This is a genomic window from Bacteroides xylanisolvens (assembly GCF_018289135.1).
GTDB lineage: Bacteria > Bacteroidota > Bacteroidia > Bacteroidales > Bacteroidaceae > Bacteroides > Bacteroides xylanisolvens.
Window position 1 is genome coordinate 5748106 of record NZ_CP072216.1, and the last position, 24499, is coordinate 5772604.

The following is a 24499-nucleotide window of genomic DNA, read 5'->3' on the forward strand; positions in this document are numbered from 1 at the left end:
AAACTCGCATAATCTTCAGGTTATGCGAGTTTTTTTATGCTCTGAATTGCTGTATTCTCAAAATAAATCTTTATATTTGGAAATACGCATTCGAGAGTGTTAACTAAAATAATACAACAATGAAAAAGCTCTATTTCTTTACCATGCTTTCAATAATGTTGTTAGCGGTAACAGGTGCGACGGCCCAGAAGAAAACCAAATTCAAAGCGGCCGATTTGAAAGGTATTTGGCAGCTCTGCCATTATGTATCCGAGTCTCCCGATGTTCCGGGAGCGTTGAAACCCAGTAATACATTTAAAGTATTGAGTGATGACGGACAAATCGTTAACTTTACCATTATTCCCGGTGCGGATGCAATTATTACTGGATATGGTACTTATAAACAACTCACGGACGATTCTTATAAGGAAAGCATCGAGAAGAACATTCATCTCCCGATGCTGGACAATCAGGACAATATTTTGGAATTTGAGATTAAAGACAATGATTATCTCCATCTGAAATATTTTATCAAGAATGATTTGAATGGAAATGAGTTGAACACCTGGTATTATGAAACCTGGAAGAGGGTGGAAATGCCGGCTAAATTTCCGGAAGATATTGTGAGATAAAAGAGCGTGTACTTTTGGGTGGAGGCACGGATTTTGCAAAAGGCTGCATAGTTGTTTGGTTATGCCTGACAACAGCTTATTTGGTAAAATCCGTGCCTGTTTTTCTATAAAAGATAAAAACAAAGCACTTTTGGACAAAATCAAAGTCCGTAGAAATAGAAACAAAAATGAAAAAATAGATTTGCAAAGGGTTTGTCTGCGACTTGCTCTAACTTTGTTGCCAGTAATAGAATACAGTAACAAAATAAAGTGGAACAATGAAAAACAAACTTTTACTGGCGGTAGGGAGTATGGCGCTCCTGACTGCTTGCGATGCTTCAAAAGGAAATGAGATGGCATGGTTTGATCATGCAGTGAAAACATCGGGACATCAGTTGCTCTATATGGCAGAACAATTGAAGAATGAACCGGATACCGCCTGTTTTCCCCGTTCTATTAAAGAAGGAAAGTACAGACTGGAGCACCCCACAGATTGGACGAGTGGTTTCTATCCCGGTTCCATGTGGCTGGCATACGAGTTGACCGGTGATGAGGCTCTCGCAAAAGAGGCGCGTAAATATACGGACCGTCTGCAGGATATGCAATATTATACGGGTAATCACGATTTGGGTTTTATGATGTTTTGCAGTTATGGGCAGGGCATCCGTTTGAAACCGGAGCCAACGGACAGTTTGATTCTGATTCATTCTTCAGAAAGCTTGTGCTCCCGTTTTCGTCCGGAAGTCGGACTGATTCGTTCGTGGGATTTCGGCGATTGGAGTTATCCGGTGATTATTGATAATATGATGAACCTTGAAATGCTGTTCTGGGCTTCGGAGCAAACCAATAATCCGAAATATCGTGAAATAGCCATCTCTCATGCCGACAAAACGTTGAAGAATCACTTTCGGGAGGACATGACCTCCTACCATGTGGTGAGCTATCTGGCAGATAGCGGTGAGGTAGAGTCGAAAGGAACCTTTCAGGGATATGCCGATTCTTCTGCTTGGGCGCGTGGACAGGCTTGGGGAGTGTATGGTTATACCATGTGTTATCGCTTCACTAAGCAACAGAGCTATCTGGATGCCGCTCATAAAATAGCGCGGTTCATTATCGATCACCGTCCGTCCGAAAATGACTATGTACCTTATTGGGATTATGATGCTCCTAATATTCCGAATGAACCGCGGGATGCTTCTGCGGCTGCCGTAACAGCTTCTGCATTACTGGAGTTGAGTGGTTATGGCGACAAGAAACAAGGGGAAGAATATTTCCGTTATGCGGAGCATATCCTGAAACAGTTATCCTCTGATGATTATTTGGCCCAGGAAGGAGGAAATCATGGCTTCATCCTGTTACATTCGGTTGGCAGTTTCCCGCATGACAGTGAAATTGATACTCCGCTCAATTATGCTGATTATTATTATCTGGAAGCCTTGAAACGTTATAAAGATCTGAAAGAAAAATCAGAAAATCCGTCTTACTAACTTGAAGAGAAACCGTAAAAAATTTAAAGTTCAGGGCAACCGCATCTAAAATATGAATTTATAACTGTCGGACTTTGGCGCAGTTGTCCTGTTTTGAGCCGATGCCGGTCCTTTATATGAGTTAAAAAACGGGATTCATTTATCAGATTGAATTGAAAATACTTATCTTTACGATAAATTCTTCAATATTAGCTCATGAAAGACCGACATTTGCTATTTAGATACCTATTCGGATTAACCGTTTGCATTTTATTTTTTCCTTTGGCTGTATCGGCCGCCGACAGCTTCATCCATTTTAAGCGATTATCCGTAGATGACGGGCTGTCGCAAAATACTGTGCTCGCTCTGACACAAGATCATAATAATAAGATTTGGGTAGGCACCATAGACGGACTGAACTGGTATGAAGGTTCCCGCTTCGTTTCGTATTATAAAGCGCCGGATGATACGACCAGTCTGGCAAACAATCATGTCTATTCACTTCATACCGATTTGAAAGGTACGGTATGGGTAGGCACACAGGTCGGTTTATCCCGTTATAATATAGTAGGGAATAATTTCACCAATTATTCTTCACCGGACAATCAGCCGATGCAAGTATTGGCTATCGGAGAACCGGAGGAAGGCGACCGGCTTTTGCTTGCTACCAATATCGGTCTGGTGATTTTTGATAAAAAGACCGGGCGGATGAAAGTGCAGCCGGAACTTGCCGGAAAAACGATCTATTCTGTTTGCCGGATGAATGACGGTTTCCTGTTGGGAACTTCGGAAGGTGTCTATTTCTATTATGTACGCAACGAAAACGTGACCCGGCTTCTTCTCCAGTTGAAAGGAGAAACCATCTCCGATATGCTCTATGACGACAAAACCGGCAACTGTTGGCTGGCTTCATTGACAAACGGGGTGTATTGTGTGGATAACAACTTTCAAATAAAACATCATTATAACAAGCAAAATACTCCTGCTTATTTCCTTACGAACTCGGTCAGGACATTGTCCGGAGATGATAAAGGAAGGGTTTGGATAGGAACCATGGAAGGTTTGCTTATCCTTGAACCGGAGACGGGAACTTTCCGTATCTGTCGTTTTTCTCCTGAAGATCCGACTACCTTGGGCCATAATTCCATCCGTTCTATCTTGAAAGATAATCAAGGGGGAATGTGGATCGGTACATTTTACGGCGGGCTTAATTATTATCATCCTCTCGCTCCGGCATTCGGACGCTTGCAACATTCCGCCTGGAGGAATTCGTTAAGTGATAACACAGTGAGTTGTATTGCCGAAGACCCGGATAATGGCAATCTCTGGATTGGCACGAACGACGGCGGATTAAATTATTATAACCGGAAAACCGGAGTCTTTTCATATTACCGGACGGGTACTTCCGCCAATGCTTTAAAGTCGGACAATATAAAATGTATATGGACGGACAAGGATGGAAGTGTCTATATCGGCACTCATGGAGGGGGAATGAGTCGTCTGCATCACCGGAGTGGCAGGATAGAAACATATTCCTTTCCCCATTCTACTTCCCTGACTAACAGTTGTTACTCCTTATTAGACGGAACGGATGGAACGCTTTGGGTAGGCGGCATGAGCGGGCTTTATCTTTTCGACAAACAGACCGGCGAACTTTCACAGCATCCGTTGGCTAAAAAGCATAAAAAGTTGGAGAATGTATTGATATATACCTTGTTTCGCGATTCAAAAGGAAGAATATGGATTGGTACGGAAGAGAGCCTGTTTTTGTATGCCGGCGGTAAACTGGAAGAACTGCATCTTTCTTCTTCGGCTTATCTGCATGGGTTGATACAGGCTTTCTGTGTACAGGAGGATAGCCGTCATGAAATCTGGATCGGTTCTTCCACAGGATTATATTGCTATAAGGAAGGAGCACCGACTGCCTGGAAACACTATACGATGAAAGACGGTTTGCCGAACGACTTTATTTATAATATACTGGAAGATGAACGGGGGCGTTTATGGTTGACAACTAACAAGGGACTGGCTTGCTTCAATACGGAGGAGGGTACTTTCCTCAACTATACGAAGCAGGACGGATTGCCTCACGATCAGTTTAACTATTTCGGAGCTTGCAAAGCGCACGATGGTACATTCTTTCTGGGGTCTCTTGGGGGCGTTGCCTATTTCAAGCCATACGAATTGGGTGATAATCCATATTCCCCGGATGCGGTAGTGACAGGAGCCGTTGTCTTAAATCAGGTGATTACGGATATGAAAAGTGAACGGGTACGTTATTATCAGGACGAGCAAGGGCGGATGCTGGGTATGTCGTTCCCTTCCGATCAGAAACTTTTTAATATCCGGTTTGCCGTTATCAACTATTTGGCTGGCAAGCGGAACCAGTTCGTTTACAAATTGGAAGGCTTTGAAACCGAGTGGAACTACTCCCGCCATGTTTCCTTTGCACGGGCAAGTTATTCCAATCTCCCGCCCGGTGAGTATGTATTCAAGGTGAAGGCATGTAACAACAATGGAAAGTGGAGTGAGGCGACCACTGAATTTTTTGTGCATATCATTCCGATGTGGTATCAGACCTGGTGGGCAAAGACACTTTTCATCTTCTTTTCTGTAGGGCTTCTCGTCTTTGTGATCTATTTTTTTATTGCCCGTGCCAAAATGAAGATGCAAGTCCGGATCGAACAGATAGAACGAAACAAGATAGAAGAAATCAGTCAGGAGAAAGTACGTTTTTACATGAATATGTCTCATGAGTTGCGTACTCCGTTGAGTCTGATACTGGCTCCGTTGGAGGAACTCTTGGGGCAGAGCAATCTGAAAGGAACTCCGGTACAGCAGAAACTGGATTACGTTTATAAGAACGGTCGTAAGTTGTTGCACATTGTCAACCAGTTGCTGGATTTCCGTAAAGCCGAAGCAGGTGCAATGCCCATTCATGTTGCGCAGGTGAATGTAGAAGGACTGTTGCAAGATGCTTTTGCCCTGTTTAAAGAAAATGCGCAGAAGCGTGCTATCAGCTTTCATATAAAATCCGATCTGGAAGGACGGTTGTTTCCGGCGGACCGGACGTATGTAGAGACTATCTTGATGAACCTGTTGTCTAACGCCTTTAAGTTTACACCGGACGGCGGAAGTATTTTGCTTTCCTTATGGACAGAGGGAGATACCTATGGTTTCACGGTAAGAGATAGCGGAATCGGTATGTCTCCGGAACAGCTAACCCGTATTTTCGAACGTTTCTATCAGGTAGACGGTCAGCGAAAGGGGACGGGTATCGGGCTGTCATTGGTGAAGATGCTTGTGGAAAAGCATCACGGCACTATTACGGTAGCAAGCGAACCAGCTCAATATACCGAATTTAAAGTCACGCTACCTGCTGATATGGCTGCCTTCACGGAGAAAGAACGTGAATTGCCGACACATGAAGTCGAAACATCTGCTTCTCTCCGGGAGCTTCCGGTGGCTGATGAATATTTCTCTGGTGATGCGTCGGCTATAGTTGCAGAAGAACTATCGGACGGTGATCAGATAGAAGCCGGCAGTGAGGAAGAGCGTCCTACTATCTTGTTGGTAGATGACAATAAAGAGATGGTGGATTACCTGAAAGATAATTTCCGGCAGAACTATGTGACGCTGACCGCCGGAAACGGCGAAGAAGCATTGGCTATTATGAAAGAGCACCGTGTGGACATTGTCCTTTCCGACGTGATGATGCCGGGTATTGCCGGTATCAAACTTTGCCAGCTTATTAAACGAAATCTGCAAACCTGCCATATTCCCGTCCTGCTGTTGTCTGCCAAAGGAAGTGTCGATGCACAGACGGAAGGTATTCAGGCTGGGGCGGATGATTACATTGCCAAACCGTTCTCGATTCATTTATTGAAAGGAAAAATAGCTAATCAACTGAAAGCACGCCAGCGGTTGAAACACTATTATTCGAATACGATTGATATAGATACTGCTAAAATGACTTCGAATAATCTGGATGAGGAATTCATGAGCAAAGCTATTCAGGTGGTAGAAGAAAATATCAGTAATGAAGACTTCACCTCTGATGAGTTGGCAAGCCAGCTTTGTATGAGCCGTTCGTCACTGTATCTCAAGATGAATTCCATATCCGGTGAACCGCCTGCCAACTTTATCCGGCGCATCCGTTTTAATAAAGCGTGTAAATTGTTGCTTGAAGGGCGCTACTCCATTTCGGAGATTAGCGGAATGGTAGGGTTCGGATCTTCTTCTTACTTCTCTACCAGTTTCAAGAAGTATGTCGGTTGTCTGCCATCGGAGTATGTGAAGCAGCATACTAAGTAATTGTTTTGCGGTTATGCATTTGTTCACCACAGAGGACGCGGAGGACACAGAGGTGAATCTTGTTCATGCAGGTGCAGAAATGAATGAGAGTTTTTTGTCTACTATAAAGTTGAAAAAGGTTCTTCGTCAAATTTGGTGGTACTTCTTCTATTGTGAATAAAGAATCTTGGCTCTCAGTAGTTTACTTCCTGCCCTATTGTACATCTGCCTTTTTACCGCTTTAATTTTATTCACTGTCCCCTCCAGTAATCCGTTATTAAAGGGGATATCAATAGCTGCCTGTACTGCCTCCCAGTCTTTTTCAATACCATATGCAAAGTTCGTCAGTGCCATATTCCGTGTTGCCTTCGCTTTTTCAATCCACTTTCTAATATCCTTATCATAAGTGTTCCCATTAATCATATCTCTGAAATTCTGACACACGCTTAAGAGTTCTTTTATCTGTGGTGAGGACTTATACAGTTCCGCTAGTTTAGGATTATCCGATTCTCCCTTTAGAATGTATTTGCGTATCTGATTCTGTGAAACTCTCTGTGTTTTACTTCCGTTTTCAATGCTCTCATTATGCTCCTTGACTTCTTTCCTCTTTTGTTGATACATTTTTCGCAAGCTGGATGTTATCCTTCCAATAAGTGCGCCACTGATTTTACTTCCCATTTTTTGTGCCAATATATTTCGGGTAATACAGCCCGCACTAATGATTGTAGCCAGTTCGGATACATATTTAAGAGCTGTCTTCTGTTGCTCATTCAAGTATGCCCCTATTCTCCTGTTGTGAATGAGCTTATAAATGTAGCGACTTTTCTTGCCTAAATGTGCGGCTGTCTGCTCAATGGTCATCCCCTGCATTTTTAAGTTCAGGCTTTCCCTGTATATCTTCAATTTTTCTCTGTGTCGGACATCTCCCATGTTAAATATGTCCTGAAGAATTAACGAAGAAGCCGTGTCTCTGTCAGGATATTCGTATTTGAGCTTTTGCTTAGTCTGACGAATCATTTTCTCTATTTCCGGTATCATTGTGTCCGTCATATTCTTGGTTAGATGGAACCGGTCGCAGATTTGTGTAACACCAGGGATTATTCTGTTTATAGCCTCTGTGAAACATCTTCCACGGTCTCTCGTTATATATTGTATTTGAGGATTCCGGGCGAGCCAGTTATCAAGCGCTTCTCCGCTTCTATCCTCTAACAAAGCAATAGGCATGTGTGTCATCTGGTCTACGACCACACTCATATAATCCTTACCTTTTTTATAGGCAAAATCATCAATACCTACATAAATACTTTTATTATGCATAGGATTATGTTGCCCGCACTGTTGTAGGATGCGTAAGCAGGAAGAGCTACTGGCCGTTATATGGAACAGCTGCAAAAGAGAAGAGGCCTTTCGGGAAGTAAGTTCCAAGCTTATCGATCTGATGCGTTCCTCAACAAGATAGCTCCGTCTACCATACCGACGAGCCAGAAAAGACAACGGTTCGCAGAATATTTTTTGCGGACAAGAAACATTGTCACAATAATATTTACCAACCTTTATGACTAACTCCAAAGTATGACCGTAAACTTCAAGATCCTGAATATGACGGGAGTAGTAACTGTGCAATCGGTGACTGAAATGTCCGCAATAAGGACAGGAAGCCCCCTTGCCAGCCGTATGTAAAAAGACCGTCAATGAGCCAACAGCTTCAGAGATACCATCTTGTTGCAGATTATCGTAGCCAAGACTGAATCTGAAATCATGGAATAATCCCCTATTTGTAGGAGTATTTTCTTTTTTTGATGTATATTTGTACGTTGTAGATATGGCTTGTTGCATTGTAACTCTTAATGATGTGGTGTCTTTAAAGTTACTAAAAAGCAAACATATCTACAACTTTTTATAGGATTAAGAAAGAAGAAGAGGGAAACCGTCGAAATAAAAAAGAGATTACCACCAAATTTGACGAAGAACCTGAAAAACATAAAAACATCTGCCACCTGCAACCAAACGCGTGTAATACACTAATTGACAAATAGTTGGAACGTGGCAGATACTGTTGCAGATAGGTTGCAGATAAAGTATCTGCAACGCGTTATATAATCAAAGAAAAAGCCTTGATTCCTTTATGCAAAACTATGGGATAATTGGGGTGACTGTAGTGTACTAAATAAGTTGACACTTCTTAAATGCGAAATTCCCATGAAAGAATTAAAAAAGAAGTACACTCCTTACACAGAATCCGAACGAATGTCTTATATTCGTGAGTATTTATCTACTTCGGAAACGAAGTATCAGTTTGCCAAACGTACCGGTATTTGCCGTCGTCTGCTGATTCTTTGGCTTGATAAGTATCATATAAATGATAAAGTTATGAGTACAGACCACCCCTCTTTCAACAAATACTCTGCTGAGTCTCTCAATGAACTGGAGAAAGAACTCGCTGCATTGCGTGCCGAAAATCGCAAACTTCAGCGTGCTCTTCAGGAGGAAAGTCTTCGTCATGAAGCTTGTGAGGAATTAATAAATCTTGCTGAGTCAACCTATCACATCAAGGTTCGAAAAAACTCCGATGCCAAGTAATCGATACCTTGTCACAGGGGAACTCTGCCCGTCATATGCGCGGTAGGCTACAGTTCCTCTGTGATTACTTCGGCATAACCAGACAAGGTTATTATAAGCATGTCAACAGAAAAAAGGAAATAGACATCCTCACATCAAGCATTGTGTTGTATTGTAATGAGTTACGTAAACTTATGCCTAAGGCTGGTATACGTGAACTCTATGCATGCTGTCTCCGCAAGTTTGGTGTCAGGATGGTCATTGGGCGTGATCAATGCTATAATATTTTTCGTGCTAATGGCCTGTGTCAACGTGTCAGACATGTGAGACCAAAGACAACAAATTCTAATCATAATTATTACATTTATCCGGACTTGCTAAATGTTACTCCTAAATTTGTAGCTGACACATTCGGTTCAATGGTTGTAGCGGACATAACCTATGTTGCCACGTACCAGGGATGGGCTTACCTGTCTCTTCTTACCGATGCGGGCAGTCGGGCGATAGTTGGATATGCCCTGTGCAAAACACTTGAAGCGGAAGGTCCCTTAAAGGCACTGAGGATGGCTATAGACTTTTACAACAGATACAATGTTGATTTGAGTAGTCTCATACACCATTCTGACCGGGGAGTGCAATACTGCTCAAACCTGTATGTGGATATGCTCAAGAAACATCATATCAATATTAGTATGACGCAGTGTGGAGATCCGCTACATAATGCCCTGGCTGAACGGATGAATAACACGATCAAGAATGGGTGGTTGTTTGACTGCGAAGATGACAGCTTTGAACAGTTGGATAAACGTATAAGCGACGCCATATATGCATACAATTATGTTCGACCCCATCAAGGTATACAAATGAAAACACCGATGGAACATATTCGTAAGTACGCGGAAAAAGGTAGTTGAAGTCCCGCTCGTCGGGACGGGTGCTCCCGCCCCTTGCCGCGAGGGCGATCCCCGAGCGAAGAGTTTTTGTTGTTTAATGAAGTTTACAGCCCGAAGTCTTGCATTTATAAGAAAAGATACATATGTTTGCAACATCTTTAATATGACAACTTATTAAGGAATTACAAAGGGACAAGTAAACTTATTTAGGTTTTAAAATATATTGAGTTAACTAACTTAGGTATAACAAACGAAGTTGTCAACTAAATCCAGTACAGTACAGACTCTATGGATAATTTGTGGTGTCTCTACGGGGAAACGACAGTATCCTTACGTAGAAACTGTAGTGTCCCGCCTTAGAAACTCTCGTTTCCTGCCGTGGAAACTGTAATTTCTAATGCCGGAAACGACAGTTCCCCGCCTGGAAACGGGAAGTTAATGCATACAATAAACTTTTGCCCTCCTGGAGAATTGGCTTATGCAAGGCTTATACTGTGTTGCAGATACTTTGATCTGCAACCTATCTGCAACAGTATCTGCCACGCTCCAACTGCTTATCAGCTAGCGCATTACACGCGTTTGGTTGCAGGTGGCAGATGTTTTTATGTTTTTTCAACTTTATAGAGGAAGGATTACGCATCAAAATTAGGGTCACCACCGTAAGTCATAAACCAAATTCACCTCTGTGTCCTCCGCGTCCTCTGTGGTGAAAACCTAAACAAGAACTAATAACCTTCATCTTTCTATCAATTCCAGTCATTCCGTTTTGGGGGCTATTTTACCCTTTTACCCTCTTTGTAGCTTCCTGTAACGCTTGTTTTGGACGAATTTTAAGTTGAAATGAACGAAAACAAAGTCCTGTTAGACAGTATCAGAGAAGGAAGAAATGAATTGAAAGTTCCGTTTCGGACAGTTTATCTACATTTGCCTACAGAAAAACCAATCATTTGATATCATGAAAAAAGTATTATTGATTTCATTCGTAATCTTGTCTGTGGCTGCACAGATGACACATGCGCAAAAACAAGCAGTCATCAAGTTGACGGAAACAACGTTGATGCATGAAATGCGTGCCACTCCTTATCCTCTTGATAAAGCGGTGGTAAATGATCGTGCGGTTTCTTTTCAATGGCCGCTCCGTTCGGACATGAACTCGCAGGACAGTCCGTTGGATGGATTCGAACACAAAGTAAAGAAGGTAGATAAAACGAAGATTACCTATCGGTTACGTTATTCGCAGGATGCCGGATTGAAGTCCGGAGTTGTTCAGGTGGAAACTCGTTGGCCGTTCTATAATCCGGAACAACCGCTTGCGCCGGGGGTATGGTACTGGCAGTTCGGTTATGTAGAAAACGGACAAGTGACTTGGGGAAGCACACAGCAAGTCACCGTAGAAGATCGTTCGGGCAAATTCTGTCCGCCTTCATTGAAAACAGTGTTGGCAAAACTACCTGCCGACCATCCGCGCGTGTGGATCATGAAGAACGAATGGAAGGACTTTATAAATCACAGCAAACAAAAGGCAGAAAGGCAATGGTATCTTGAGCGTGCAGATCAGGTACTTCAGACTCCAATGAAATCAGTGAAAGATATTAATGTCTCGCAGGTGAAGAATCTGAAGAACGAGATGCAGATAAATTCATACCTCACTCGTGAGAGCCGTCGCATCATCGATGCGGAAGAGGGAAATACCGAAGCATTGATACGGGCCTGGTTGCTGACGCAGGATACTAAATATGCTGACGAAGCCATCAAACGGGTATTTATCATGGCCGACTGGGATAAAGATAAGAATGTGAAAGGAGATTTTAATGCTTCTAGCTTATTGTCTCTCTGCTCTATGGCTTATGATTCTTTCTACGACCGGTTGAATACATCACAAAAGAAAGCATTGCTGGAAGCCATCAAAAATAAAGGTGGTGAAATGTATGAGAACTTTAATAACCGGATGGAGAACCACATCGCCGACAATCATGTGTGGCAAATGACACTTCGCATCCTTACAATGGCGGCATTCAGTGTATATGGCGATCTGCCCGAAGCCAACACATGGGTGGATTACTGCTATAACGTCTGGTTGGCACGTTTCCCCGGATTGAACAAAGACGGTGGCTGGCACAATGGCGATTCTTACTTTACGGTCAATACCCGTACATTAGTAGAAGTACCTTACTATTATAGCAAACTGACCGGTTACGACTTCTTTTCCGATCCTTGGTATCAGGGAAATATCATGTATACCATCTTCCAGCAACCTCCTTTCTCCAAATCCGGAGGAAACGGAAGCTCTCATCAGAATGTGGCACGTCCAAACAGTATCCGTATAGGTTATTTGGATGCGCTGGCACGCCTTACCGGAAACACGTATGCCGCTGATTTCGTACGCCGTACATTGAAAGTGGAACCGGAATATATGAAGAAAGCCTTATTGAGTAAGCCCGGTGATCTGGCCTGGTTCCGCCTGCAATGTGATAAACCTCTGCCGGAAGGTGAAGGATTGACAGCACTCCCTGCAGGATACGTCTTCCCCGCAACAGGACTTGCCTCTTTCCAGACGAACTGGGACAGAGTAGGTGGAAATGCGATGTGGAGTTTCCGGTCAAGCCCTTATGGTTCTACCTCTCATGCACTTGCCAATCAGAATGCTTTCAATACGTTCTATGGTGGAAAACCATTATTTTACAGTAGCGGACACCACATTGAGTTTACCGACGTACATAGTATGTTGTGCCATCGTGCCACGCGTGCTCACAATACGATTCTGGTGAACGGTATGGGACAACGTATCGGTACGGAAGGATATGGATGGATTCCCCGTTATTATGCCAGCGAGAAGATCGGGTATGTGCTGGGTGATGCTTCCAATGCTTACGGAAAAGTGATTTCACCGCTTTGGCTGACACGCGGCGAACAGTCGGAGGTGTATTATACGCCCGAAAATGGCTGGGATGAGAACCATGTGAAAACTTTCCGCCGTCACATTGTCAATTTGGGAAAGACAGGACTCATCTTTATCTATGACGAACTCGTGGCAGACGAACCTGTAAACTGGAGTTATTTGCTGCATACCACAGAAAATCCCATGACAGTGGATCAATCGAATCATCGCTTCGTGCATATTCAAGCCACGAACCGCGGAGGAGCATCAGACGCTTATCTTTTCTCCACCGGAACATTGCAGACTGATACGACGAGCCGTTTTTTCTATCCGGCAGTCAACTGGCTACGTGCTGATGACAAAGGGGTGTTCAAGAAGTATCCTAATCACTGGCATTTCACCGCTACATCGGAAAAGGCACAAGTATATCGTTTTGCCACTGTCATCAATACACATGCACTGAAATATCCTGCCAAAGATCCCGAAATCTTGTCCGACGGACGTATCAAAGTGGGCGGATGGCTGATCAGTGTTAACCTGAAATCCGACGGTGCTCCTTCATTCTTTATCCGCAGCACTCAAGAGAAGGTGAATATCACTTATAAAGGTGAAGCTACTGTCATCAATGAGGATGGGTACGAAACGGTAATGAGGGATACAGTGCCCGAACTGGAAATCTGATCAATGAACATGAAAGATACGAATATATGAGACACTCTACTTTTAATATGAGAACTATATGTCTGTTGGCTGCATTATCGGGCATAACCGTCTTGTCGGCACAGACTCCCGGTAAACCCCGTGTACAGACTTCGGCAGCTCCGGAGGAAACTACGGTTTACAAGCCCGACGGCAAAAAGCAGGAAACAGCAGTTGCGACTTCTTCAAAAAAGGAGGAGGATAAACGCCAATCCGGCAAAGAGAATGCAGGAAAGAAAGCGGCTGCCTTTGATGGTCAACGCTATCTGGCACTGAAAACGAATGTAGTATATGATGCTTGTGCTTTGCTGAACCTTGCCGTGGAAATGCAGGTGCATAAAAAGATCACGGTAGAGTTGCCGTTGACTTGCAGTTTGTGGGACTTGGGGGATAAGCACGGCGTGCGTACGGTAGCATTGCAACCTGAAGCCCGCTGGTGGATAGGAAATGAAACAGGACGGGGACACTTTGTCGGACTGCACGCTCACATGGCATGGTTTAACGTGAAGTGGAACGATGACCGTTATCAAGATACTGATCGTCCGCTGTTGGGAGCCGGAATAAGCTACGGTTACAAACTCCCTCTTTCCAAACACTGGGGAGCGGAATTTAATCTGGGAGTGGGATATGCCAACATGAAGTATAACACCTATTATAATGTAGACAACGGCGCACAGCTGGATACGCGTGTCCGTCATTACTGGGGGATAACCCGTGTGGGAGCATCGTTGGTCTACCGCTTCTAACCTTAGATAGGAACATACATATAAATAAGATAACAATATGAGAAGAAATTTATATATACTGGCACAGTGCACTTTCTTGTTGTTCATCACCTTGCTGGTGAATGGATGCAGCCTGCACGAAGAACCGGAAATGACTCCCGAAGGAGAACTGGGAGTGGACCCGACAGCTGTAACACTCAACCTTAATCTGGCAATGAATCTAAGTTTGGCAGAAAGAGCACCGGTGACCATCACCCGTGCGTCGGAAACCAACTATCTGCGTCGTTTCATCGTAGAAGCCTATCTGGATAGACAGGTGGCGGCACGGCAAACGGTATATGAAGAGGATTTTAACCGTGCCAGTCTGTCTGTTAGTATGAAGCTGCACGCCCGTAATTACCGCATCCTGGTGTGGGCCGATTATGTGAATGCGGAGACACCGGAACAGGGACTTGTTTACGATGCCAAGAATCTGGCTTTTATCCTTCCTGCCGGAAAGTATATAGGGAATAGCCGCTATAAAGATGTTTTTGCTGCTTCTGCTATGGCAGACCTGACTTCTTTCCGCAATCATTGGGGAGCTGAAACAAGTCTTGACGTTGAACTGTATCGCCCCGTAGCACGCTATGAACTGGTGGCTAAAGATGTGGCAACGTTTCTCAATAAACTGTCCACAGGCGGACTGAAAGGTGAAAGTTTTACCGCTCGTGTGAAGTACAGTGATTATTTGCCTACCGGTTACAATTTGTGGGATGATGTACCCAAGAACTCGCTCATGTACATGGAATATAAAGTGGCCTTTGAACGCCCTGCCGATGGTACGAAAGAACTGATACTGGGATTTGACTATGTGTTGACCGATGCCGGAGAAACCGTTTCCATCCCTGTAGAGCTCGAAATCTTGAATGAGAAGAATGAAGTGCTGGCACGTACAGCTTTCCGTATTCCTTGTGAACGGGGCAAAAACACAACGGTACGCGGTAACTTCCTGACTTCCGATGCTAATGGAGGAATAGGGATCGACCCCGATTATGACGGTGATCTGGAGGTAGACCTTGGAGAATTATAAAATAGATAAATCAATTAAGAATTGCTTAACCATAAAACAATTAAGATCATGAAAAAGAACTTATTTTATTCGCTAATGGCTTTGTTCGTAGTGCTTTTTGCATCCTGTGGACAAGAAGAAATCGTTTCGGACAACGGAACAGAAATCAATGCTCCTGTTACTATCTCTGTACAGGCTCCTGTAAATAACGTCTTTAGCCGTGCGGTTACCATCCCTGACGGTTATACGATGCAATGTATCATGCAATTACTGAATGCTGATGGCAATAAGATAGGCGATCAGGTAACTAAACCGGTTACAGACGGTAAGGTATCTTTCACTATTTCCGTAGATGAACAAAAAGAAGTGTCGAAAGCATTGTTTTGGGCTGAATACGTGCCGGAAAGTGGTGCCGCTAATAAAGTATATAACACTGCTGATTTGAGAGTAGTAGGATATAATACTGCGTCATTCGATCTGACAAATGATGCGTTGATGGCAGCCAGCGACGCTTTCTGCGGAAAATTGGAAACGATTGGTAATGCCAGTGTGACATTGAAACGCCCGTTTGCTAATGTGAGCGTAAAACCGAAGAATCCGGAAGTAGCTGCGGCAGCTAATAAACTGGAAATAAAATATAACGCTTTGAGCGGATATGATATTTTAGAGGGTAAATGTTCTGCTACGACTCCTGTGACTTATACAAATGCAAGTTTTGCTTCTGCGGATGGCAATTGGTTCGCTAATTTCTTTTTTGCTCCTTCAAATGTAAGTAAATTTACAGAAGAAATAACCATGGCATTGAGTGGCGGATATAGTAAAGAGATTAAAATACCGGCAAATACATTACCTTTGGACGCTAATATGCAGATTATGGCTAAATTTGAAATCGGAGATGGAAACTTTGACATTGAAGTAGGAGTGGATCCGGATTATGAAGCATTGGAAATGAAAGTTGGTAGTTATATCAATGCAGAAGGTAAAGTGGTACGTGATGCAGCGGATGCTGTCGGTATTGTTTTCAAGATGGAGGCTATTGGTAGTGATGTGCCGGCTAATTATCCTGTAGCACTTCAAGGTAAGACAATTGCCGGATATGCGGTAGCGATTGAGAATGTGGCGACTGCTCGTCAGACTCTTAATACTGAATTATTGACTACTTTGGCTGAAACAGCTGCAGGTATGACAAATGGTACACAGACTACGGACGTTTTATTAACAGGTCTTGGAGATGTTGCCTTTAAAACAACTTATGAGAAATGGGTGGGAGAACATGCTCCTGATAGTGAGAATTTGAGTGCATGGTATATTCCTACATTGTCGCAATTGAGTGCGTTCATGGGTACATTGTTTACTATGAAAGAGATACCAGCTACTGGTAGTGAGGACTTCAGAAACATGTCGGAGTTTGAATTTGTCAATGGCAAAATGTTTGATAGAGAAACGATTGCTACAGTGAATTATGCTTCTAGTACTATCAATAACCAAGGTAATGTTTCTGGTGTACGTATTAATGTAGCTGATGGTGTTGTTACTAATGCACAAGAGGCGGGTATCAGTGTTAAGACAGCTCTTAATCAACAAGCTCTTTGCCGCCCAATGATTACAATCTTTAAATAGTCACTGAATATTCGACCTTACTCAATAGAAATTCAAGGAAAGTGGGATCCCCCCATCCCGCTTTACCTTCTTCTTACATTGAAACTTTTGAAAATAGCCCTCTAATCTTATACCAAGAAAAGAAAATAATATGCACACCACATTTCGCCTATCGGTTTTTCTTTTGTTCATGGTACAGCTGTTCTGTAGCTGTACATCTGACTCGCTGCCCGAACCGGACAGTACGCAGCCAGAGACGCCTGCCGGAATTCCCGATGCCTATCAGGATAAAATACGAACGCAACCTTATCCCAAAGCAGATAATGAATTGTATCTGAATCCTGCTCCTCTTATTGTTCCTCAAGCCATGAAGACGGGCGAAAGACTGCAATTTTCCCTTTCACGTACTGAAGATTTCAGCAGTTCCGAAACGCTACTTTCCGAACCGCAGGAATGGTGTATGTATAATCTTCATCGTCGTTTGGAGGTCGGCACATGGTATTGGCGCTTTCGTTCCACCAATCTTAATGGAACTACGCCCGGTGAATGGAGTGCTATCTATCGTTTCGAAGTAAAGAATGATACACCGGAATTTGTAACACCTCCTTTTCAGACATTCTTAGCAAATGCTCCCCGTCTGCATCCTCGTATTTACTGTTTTTTAGACGACCGTATCGGAGAGGCTCGTAACCGTGTCACTTCACACCCTGAATATGCAGAACTACAAAGTCGTGCTTCACAGGCATTGAAAGCCGAATACACCGGAATGACTGATTTATATAGCCGTGCAGAAGAGCTCCGGCAACATGCCACTTATCTTTATCAGGCCTATCATTTAACCCAAAAAGAAATTTATGCCGAAAAGTTACGCCAGCTTCTCGAAGCGTTGATTGTCGCTCCCCCTGCTGATGGACAGCTTTTTGCATCCAACTTTACTGCCAGCAACATCGCATGGTGTCTTGTTGCAGCCTACGATCTGCTTTATAATAACTTGTCTGCTTCCGATCGTACTGCTGCCGAAGAACTGATGATGCGTGTGGCACGTTACTATTACAAGGTAAATTGCGGTTTTCAGGAAAACCATCTCTTTGATAATCATTTTTGGCAGCAGAATATGCGCATCCTCTTTCAAGTGGCTTTGTCGCTTTACGACAAACCGGCCTATTCTTCCGAAGTGCTGCCCATGATGGAGTATTATTATGAATTGTGGACAGCCCGTGCTCCTGCTTCCGGTTTCAATCGCGACGGTATATGGCACAATGGTACCGGTTATTTCAGTGCCAATATCTTGACTTTGGCGTATATGCCGTCTCTTCTTTCATTCATCAGTCGGTACGATTTTCTATCACATCCGTGGTATCAGAATGCCGGACGTTCGTTGGTTTATACTTGCCCGCCGGGATCGAAAAGCAACGGCTTTGGTGACAGTAGTGAAAAGGGGAGTGAACCCAACCGTTTGGTTGCTGCCTTTGCTGACTATCTGGCGTGTGAAACGGGTAATTCCTATGCCGGATGGTATGCCGGAGAATGTCGGGACCTGTTGCGTCGGGATTATGAATTGCGTCTTTACCGGATGTGTACCGATCAGGATTACAATACAGCTTTTCCTGCCGGGGCTGATAAAATGGTATGGTATAAAGACGCCGGTGAAGTAGCCATGCACAGTGCTCCGGAAGATACGGGAAAGGATCTTGCGCTCTCGTTCCGTTCCAGTACATTCGGGTCCGGCAGTCACACTACTGCCAGTCAGAATGCTTTTAATCTGTTGTATAAGGGTGTCGATGTGTATCGCAGTACGGGCTATTATCAGAATTTCAGCGATGCTCATAATCTGATGTCCTATCGCCATACGCGGGCGCATAATTCACTGTTGGTAAACGGTATCGGACAACCTTATTCTACCGAAGGTTATGGCAGTGTGATGCGTGCTATGGGCGGACAGCATATCAGTTACTGTTTGGGAGATGCTTCACATGCTTACAGAGGTATCAGCAATGACCCGATGTGGGTTGGCTACTTCAAGCAGGCAGGTATTGAGCAGACGCCTGAAAATGGATTCGGTGCCACCCCGTTGACTAAATACCGTCGGCACGTGTTGATGCTTCATCCTCATACGGTGATTGTGTATGATGAGCTGGAAGCATCGGAGGCTGTCTGCTGGGAGTGGCTGTTGCATAGTCCTACGGAATTTAAGATCGATGCGGTAAAGAAAACGTTGTCTACAAATAATAAAACCAAAGGATGGATGGCTGTGACGCAGCTTTTTGGAGGACATGTTTTTACGCTGTCCCAAACGGACCGTTTTGTAGTGCCGCCCGCCATCATCGGAGCGGAGTATCCCAACCAGTGGCATTTGACTGCACGGGTTGACGGTTGTTCTGCCACCCGTTTCCTGGCTATTATTCAGGTAGGAGATGAGGCTGTTTCTATTATTAACCGTGACGGTGATACCTTTAATGTAGGCGACTGGACGGTCAAAGCGGTTTTGGATGCTTCCAAGGCACCGGAACTGACAGTGAGTCATCGCACCGAACAAGCAGTATTTAGTTATGGAACAGACAATCCTGCGTTGAATGGCAATTTTTACTCTCGACAATATACGGGTTCCTCGTTGCTTTACGATGAGATAGATGGGGTTTATCAGGTGGTTGAAATGACCGACCGGAGTCCCATATCTACCCGGGTAGTAAATCAATGATAAACAATGAAACATAGTGAATATAAATAACAAACAGAATATGATGAAAAATAGAATTATTTGCATTTTGTTGCTTCTTGTCGGTGCATCCGGCATTTATGCCCAGAGTTTGACCGTTACCGGTAAGGTGGTGGACAACGAAGGCTTGGAAGTGATTGGAGGAAATGTAACCGTGAAAGGAAAACAAAACACGGGTACCATTACCGATATCAATGGTAAATACACCATTACCGTTAGTGATCCGCAGAAAGATGTCTTGGTTTTCTCTTTTATCGGATTGGAAAATATGGAAGTACCCGTGAAAGGAAGAAAACAGATTGATGTGACCATGAAAGCTGCGTCGGTATTGTTGGATGAGGTGGTAGCTATCGGTTATGCAACAGTAAAGCGTAAAGACCTGACCGGTTCCGTGGCTTCTGTGAGAAGCGACGATTTGCTCAAAGTTCCTTCGTCTGATGTAACCCAGGCTTTAGCGGGACGTATGGCGGGTGTGCAGATTATACAAACAGACGGTCAGCCCGGTGCTACGATGTCAGTGCGTGTTCGTGGCGGTATATCAATTACGCAAAGCAACGAACCGCTTTATATTATCGACGGATTTCCGACGGAAGATGGCATGTCCAGCCTTGATCCTGCCGATATTGAAAGTATCGACGTGTTGAAAGATGCTTCGGCAACAGCCATCTACGGCGCCCGGGGAGCGAATGGCGTAGTGGTAATCACCACCAAAAGCGGTGCGAAAAGTGAAGGGAAAGCGACTCTTACTTTCGATTCTTATGTCGGTGTGCGTACGCTTGCCAAGCGGTTGGATGTATTAAGTGTAGAGGAATTTGTGTTGGCGGATTATGAAAGAACATTAGGAGATGCTACTGATCCCGAGGAAAGTATGCGGTCATGGCAGAATCGTTACGGTGGTTTTGTCGATCTTCATGAAAACTATGGTAACCGTAAAGGTATCGACTGGCTGGACCGTACGATGGGACGCACTACCGTTACGCAAAATTACCGGGTAGGCGTCAACGGTGGTAATGATAAGTTGAACTACAATATGTCTTATGGTTACTTCAAGGATGAAGGTGCGATGGTATATAGCGGCAGCGACAAACATAATATTGCGCTTAGCGTGAAAAGCGAAGTGAATAAGCGGCTCTCCGTTACAGGACGTATCAACTTCGATTATCTGAAAGTGTATGGAGCAGGTGTTGCCGGAAACGGTACGAATGAAGGCGGAAGCAATGTAGATGCAAAGTTTAATAAAATGGTTCAGATTTTGCAATACCGTCCTACCATTGGTATACGTGGTAATGACTCGGATTTGTTGGCAGGAGAAGACCCTGTATTAAGCGATGCGGACGGAAACGTGATGCAGAACCCGTTGATTGCCGCCGCTGAAGAAAAGGATAATAAGGAAACACGTACTTTGCAAGCCAATGGCGGACTGACTTTCAAAATCATCAAAGGATTGACTTTCCGCAACAATACGGGTATGCGTTATCAGCTTTACCGCCGGGAGCTTTTCTATGGCGACCAATCTATTATGGGAAGACGCAGCGGTATTTACGGCTCTATCAGAAATACGGAGACCGGAAGTTTTCAGACCTCTAACGTCCTGACTTATGACAAACGTTTTCAGAAGAAGCATAAAGTGGTGGTACAATTGGGACAGGAATTTGTAAAACGCTGGACTCGTGTACTCGAATCCGGTGTCAGTGGGTTGCCTACCGATGAGTTCATTTTGGGAGATATGAGTCTGGGTACTCCATCCGTTGCTTCGTCCGATGAAAACTATGATGATAATCTGCTCTCTTTCTTCGCTCGTCTCAACTATGACTTTACCGATAAGTATTTGTTTTCCGCAACTTTCCGTGCGGATGGCTCTTCTAAATTCGGTAAGAATAATAAATGGGGATATTTTCCTGCCGTATCAGCAGCATGGCGTGTGGGTGAAGAGGATTTTATAAAGAAACTGAATGTTTTCTCCGACTTGAAATTCCGTATCGGATACGGTTTGGCGGGTAACAACAGAATCGGTAGTTATAACAGCCTTGCTTTGATGTCTTCCATCATCACAGCTATGGGAGATCAGCTTACTCCCGGTTATGCTTCCAAGCAGATACCGAATCCCGATCTGAAGTGGGAAGCGAACAAGACTTTTAATATGGGGGTCGATTTAGGATTTCTGAATCAACGCATCACTGTTTCGCCCGAATTCTATATAAATAGGAGTAGTAATTTGCTGCTTAACGCCCAGCTGCCTTATTCTTCCGGTTATCAGAGTATGTTGATTAATGCCGGAGAAACGAAGAATGTAGGTGTGGAACTGACTGTGAATACTGTGAATTTCTCTACAAAGAAGTTTAGTTGGAACACTACACTGACGCTGTCGCACAATAAAAATTCAGTGAAAGCATTGACCGGTGAGGCGGTACAACTCTATGAAGCCAAGTTCGGTTTTAACCAAAATACCCATCGTATTGCTGTCGGAGAACCATTAGGACAGTTTTATGGTTACATCACCGAGGGGCTGTATCAGGTAGATGATTTCAATTATGATGCTTCTACGCAGACTTATACATTAAAAGATGGAGTACCTTATCATGGTGATAAAGGCCGGATTCGTCCGGGTATGTGGAAGTTTAAGAACTTGACCGGAGATGATAATGTGATTGATGAAAATGATAAAACGGTCATTGGTAACGCTCAACCGAAATTCTACGGAGGATTGAACAACTCTTTTACTTACAAAGGATTTGATTTAAGTATATTCCTGACTTTCAGCTATGGCAACGAAGTGCTGAATGCGACCAAACTGGTTACCAGTAAGGTGGGTAGCCTGAACTACAACGCATTGGACGTGATGAATAGCTCTAATCGCTGGATGACCATCAATTCGGATGGACGGAAAGTGACAGATCCCGGAGAACTGGCTGCTTTGAATGCAGGTAAAACCGTAGCCGCTTATCATGATGCTCAACAAGGAGACAATTATATTCATTCATGGGCAGTGGAGGATGCTTCCTATTTGAAACTAAGTAATGTGATTTTGGGATATACATTCCCTAAAAACCTGATTGCAAGGGTGGGATTGAAGAACTTGCGTTTGTATGCCACCGGTAATAATCTGTTGACTTGGACCAAGTATTCAGGTTTCGATCCGGAAGTCTCTACGATGAAAAGCGGTTTGACACCGGGTGTTGACTTTGGAGCGTATCCGCTTAGCCGTTCTTTTATTTTTGGTCTCAACGTAGCATTTTAATTCTTTAAATACATAGTAATCATGAAAAAGATACATCTATTATATGCCGTATTCGCCCTATTGGCAACAGGATTTTCCTCTTGTGAGGATTTGCTGACGGAAGAACCTAACTCAAAATATGACCGGGACCGCTATTTCGATTCGGAAGATAAAGCGGAAATGTCAGTGATGGGAATATATAGTTCAGTGTCGGACTTTAATCATTATGGTTGGTACGAAATGGCTTCTCCTGCATCAGACGATACCTATTATACGGCTCGTACGCAGTCTGACAATCAGGTTCACGATATTGCACATTATCAGCTAAACTCCACGAATACGTGGATTGAAAGTATCTGGAAACTGAAATATGAGGGAATCGACCGGGCTAACCTCACCATTGACGGAATCTGTGGCATGACAGGATACGCAGAAAATACCCGTCTGAAAGCATTGGAAGCGGAAGCTCGTTTTCTGCGTGCTTTCCTCGCATTTGATTTGGTGAGATATTGGGGAGATGTGCCTTTCAAAACATCTTATTCATCATCCTACGAATCTGCTTTTGGTGAACGTGTGGACAGGGAAGTGATTTATGATGAGATTATATCTGACCTTACTTTCGCTAAAAACAATCTGGATTGGGCAACTGCTTCTTCCAGTCCCGAACGGGTGACGCAAGGGGCTGCCCGTGCATTGCTGATGCGTGTATATTTGCAACGTGCAGGATATAGCCTTCAATCGAATGGACAGTTGAAACGTCCGGAGGACAGTAAGCGGATGGAATATTTCGATGCAGTGATAAAAGAGTGGGAGGCTTTTGAAAAGAAAGGGTACCATGATTTTTATGATGGTGGTTATGAGGCACTCTTTAAAAGCTACTCGCAGGGGGTACTGAATAATAAGGAGAGTCTTTGGGAGATTGCTTTCTATCATTCACAAGGACGTCGTAACGGTGGAGCATGGGGGATTTATAACGGTCCGCAGGTGGCGGAACCTACCGGAGTTTCTGCATCTGAATCAAATCAGTATATGGGACGTGCCAACGGTTTCTTTATAGTAGTCCCCGAATGGCGTAACTTCTTCGAAGCGAGCGATAAACGTCGTGATGTCGCTATTTGCACCTATCGTTATACCTGGAATGGTACTAAAAAAGAGCATGTAAAAGAAGAAAGAAATGCAGGTAGCTGGTATGTGGGAAAATGGCGCCGGGAATGGATGCCGAAAGAGTCATGGAACAAGAATATCAATTATGCGGATGTGAACTATTGCCCTTTGCGTTATGCTGATGTGGTATTGATGGCTGCCGAAGCGTATAATGAAACAGGAACAGACAGACAAAAAGCATGGGATTTGTTGAATAGCGTACGTACACGTGCTGAAGCAACTTCTATTACAGAAGCGAATTATGATGAAATGATGAGCGCACGGAAAAAGACACATAACCTGACTTTCATCGACGACTCTACACCGGAAGGAAAGTTCCGTACGGCTCTCTACTGGGAACGTGGCTTCGAACTGGCTTTTGAAGGACAACGCAAATATGATCTGATACGTTGGGGAGTGTTGGGAAAGGCTCTGAAACTGTTTGGTGAGATCAGTTCCGTCAATCAGAAAGAGAACAAACCATATCCGGCTTACCGGAATTTTATGGAGGGTAAACATGAACTTTTCCCTATCCCTCTGAAAGAGATACAAAGTAATCCGAAACTCAATGGAATGAATAATAACGGGTATTGAGAAGACTCTCAATAGAATAGGCGACTGGAAAAATATACAAAAATAGTTTGCCAATTCAAAGAAAAGCCGTACTTTTGCA

13 protein-coding genes are annotated in these 24499 nt (G+C 43.8%); 12 read left to right on the top strand and 1 reads right to left on the bottom strand.

Annotated elements, in window-relative coordinates:
- The first annotated feature begins 119 nt into the window (after positions 1–119).
- The 3 genes from INE92_RS23630 (at position 120) to INE92_RS23640 (ending at position 6370) form a co-directional block, all read left to right on the top strand.
- On the top strand, positions 120–611 hold the full coding sequence (locus INE92_RS23630) for a DUF4488 domain-containing protein (protein WP_004305582.1): 492 nt from the start codon (positions 120–122) through the stop codon (positions 609–611).
- 257 nt (positions 612–868) lie between these two features.
- A complete protein-coding gene (locus INE92_RS23635; RefSeq protein ID WP_004308642.1) occupies positions 869–2077 on the top strand; it encodes a glycoside hydrolase family protein in 1209 nt (402 codons plus the stop codon).
- A 195-nt stretch (positions 2078–2272) separates the two neighbouring features.
- Positions 2273–6370 (top strand): hybrid sensor histidine kinase/response regulator transcription factor, encoded by a 4098-nt coding sequence (locus INE92_RS23640; RefSeq protein ID WP_211421262.1) that lies wholly within the window; start codon positions 2273–2275, stop codon positions 6368–6370.
- 147 nt (positions 6371–6517) lie between these two features.
- On the opposite strand, the gene INE92_RS23645 is transcribed toward INE92_RS23640, so the two are convergent.
- Positions 6518–8185, bottom strand: a complete 1668-nt coding sequence (locus INE92_RS23645; protein ID WP_211421263.1) for an ISL3 family transposase — start codon at positions 8183–8185, stop codon at positions 6518–6520.
- Between the two features lie 363 nt (positions 8186–8548).
- Between INE92_RS23645 and INE92_RS23650 the strand changes: the two genes are divergently transcribed.
- The 9 genes from INE92_RS23650 (at position 8549) to INE92_RS23690 (ending at position 24420) form a co-directional block, all read left to right on the top strand.
- Complete coding sequence (locus INE92_RS23650) at positions 8549–8929, top strand: hypothetical protein (RefSeq protein WP_015532999.1); 381 nt, start codon at positions 8549–8551, stop codon at positions 8927–8929.
- A 35-nt stretch (positions 8930–8964) separates the two neighbouring features.
- Positions 8965–9822: an IS3 family transposase gene (locus tag INE92_RS23655; RefSeq protein WP_015533000.1), complete on the top strand. Its 858-nt coding sequence runs from the start codon at positions 8965–8967 to the stop codon at positions 9820–9822.
- A gap of 934 nt (positions 9823–10756) precedes the next feature.
- Entirely contained in the window at positions 10757–13360 is a 2604-nt protein-coding gene (locus tag INE92_RS23660; protein WP_211421264.1) for a DUF4962 domain-containing protein, read from the top strand.
- A gap of 26 nt (positions 13361–13386) precedes the next feature.
- Positions 13387–14124 (top strand): DUF3575 domain-containing protein, encoded by a 738-nt coding sequence (locus INE92_RS23665; protein WP_004305573.1) that lies wholly within the window; start codon positions 13387–13389, stop codon positions 14122–14124.
- Positions 14125–14161: 37 nt separating this feature from the next.
- On the top strand, positions 14162–15172 hold the full coding sequence (locus INE92_RS23670) for a DUF6562 domain-containing protein (protein WP_004305572.1): 1011 nt from the start codon (positions 14162–14164) through the stop codon (positions 15170–15172).
- Between the two features lie 48 nt (positions 15173–15220).
- A complete protein-coding gene (locus INE92_RS23675) occupies positions 15221–16771 on the top strand; it encodes a hypothetical protein (protein ID WP_015532283.1) in 1551 nt (516 codons plus the stop codon).
- A 130-nt stretch (positions 16772–16901) separates the two neighbouring features.
- The gene (locus INE92_RS23680) at positions 16902–19448 is read left to right on the top strand and encodes a DUF4962 domain-containing protein (RefSeq protein ID WP_208946821.1); all 2547 of its coding nucleotides are present in this window, start codon (positions 16902–16904) and stop codon (positions 19446–19448) included.
- Between the two features lie 40 nt (positions 19449–19488).
- Entirely contained in the window at positions 19489–22704 is a 3216-nt protein-coding gene (locus INE92_RS23685) for a SusC/RagA family TonB-linked outer membrane protein (RefSeq protein WP_211421265.1), read from the top strand.
- A 21-nt stretch (positions 22705–22725) separates the two neighbouring features.
- Positions 22726–24420, top strand: a complete 1695-nt coding sequence (locus INE92_RS23690) for a RagB/SusD family nutrient uptake outer membrane protein (protein WP_074706623.1) — start codon at positions 22726–22728, stop codon at positions 24418–24420.
- Positions 24421–24499 lie beyond the last annotated feature (79 nt).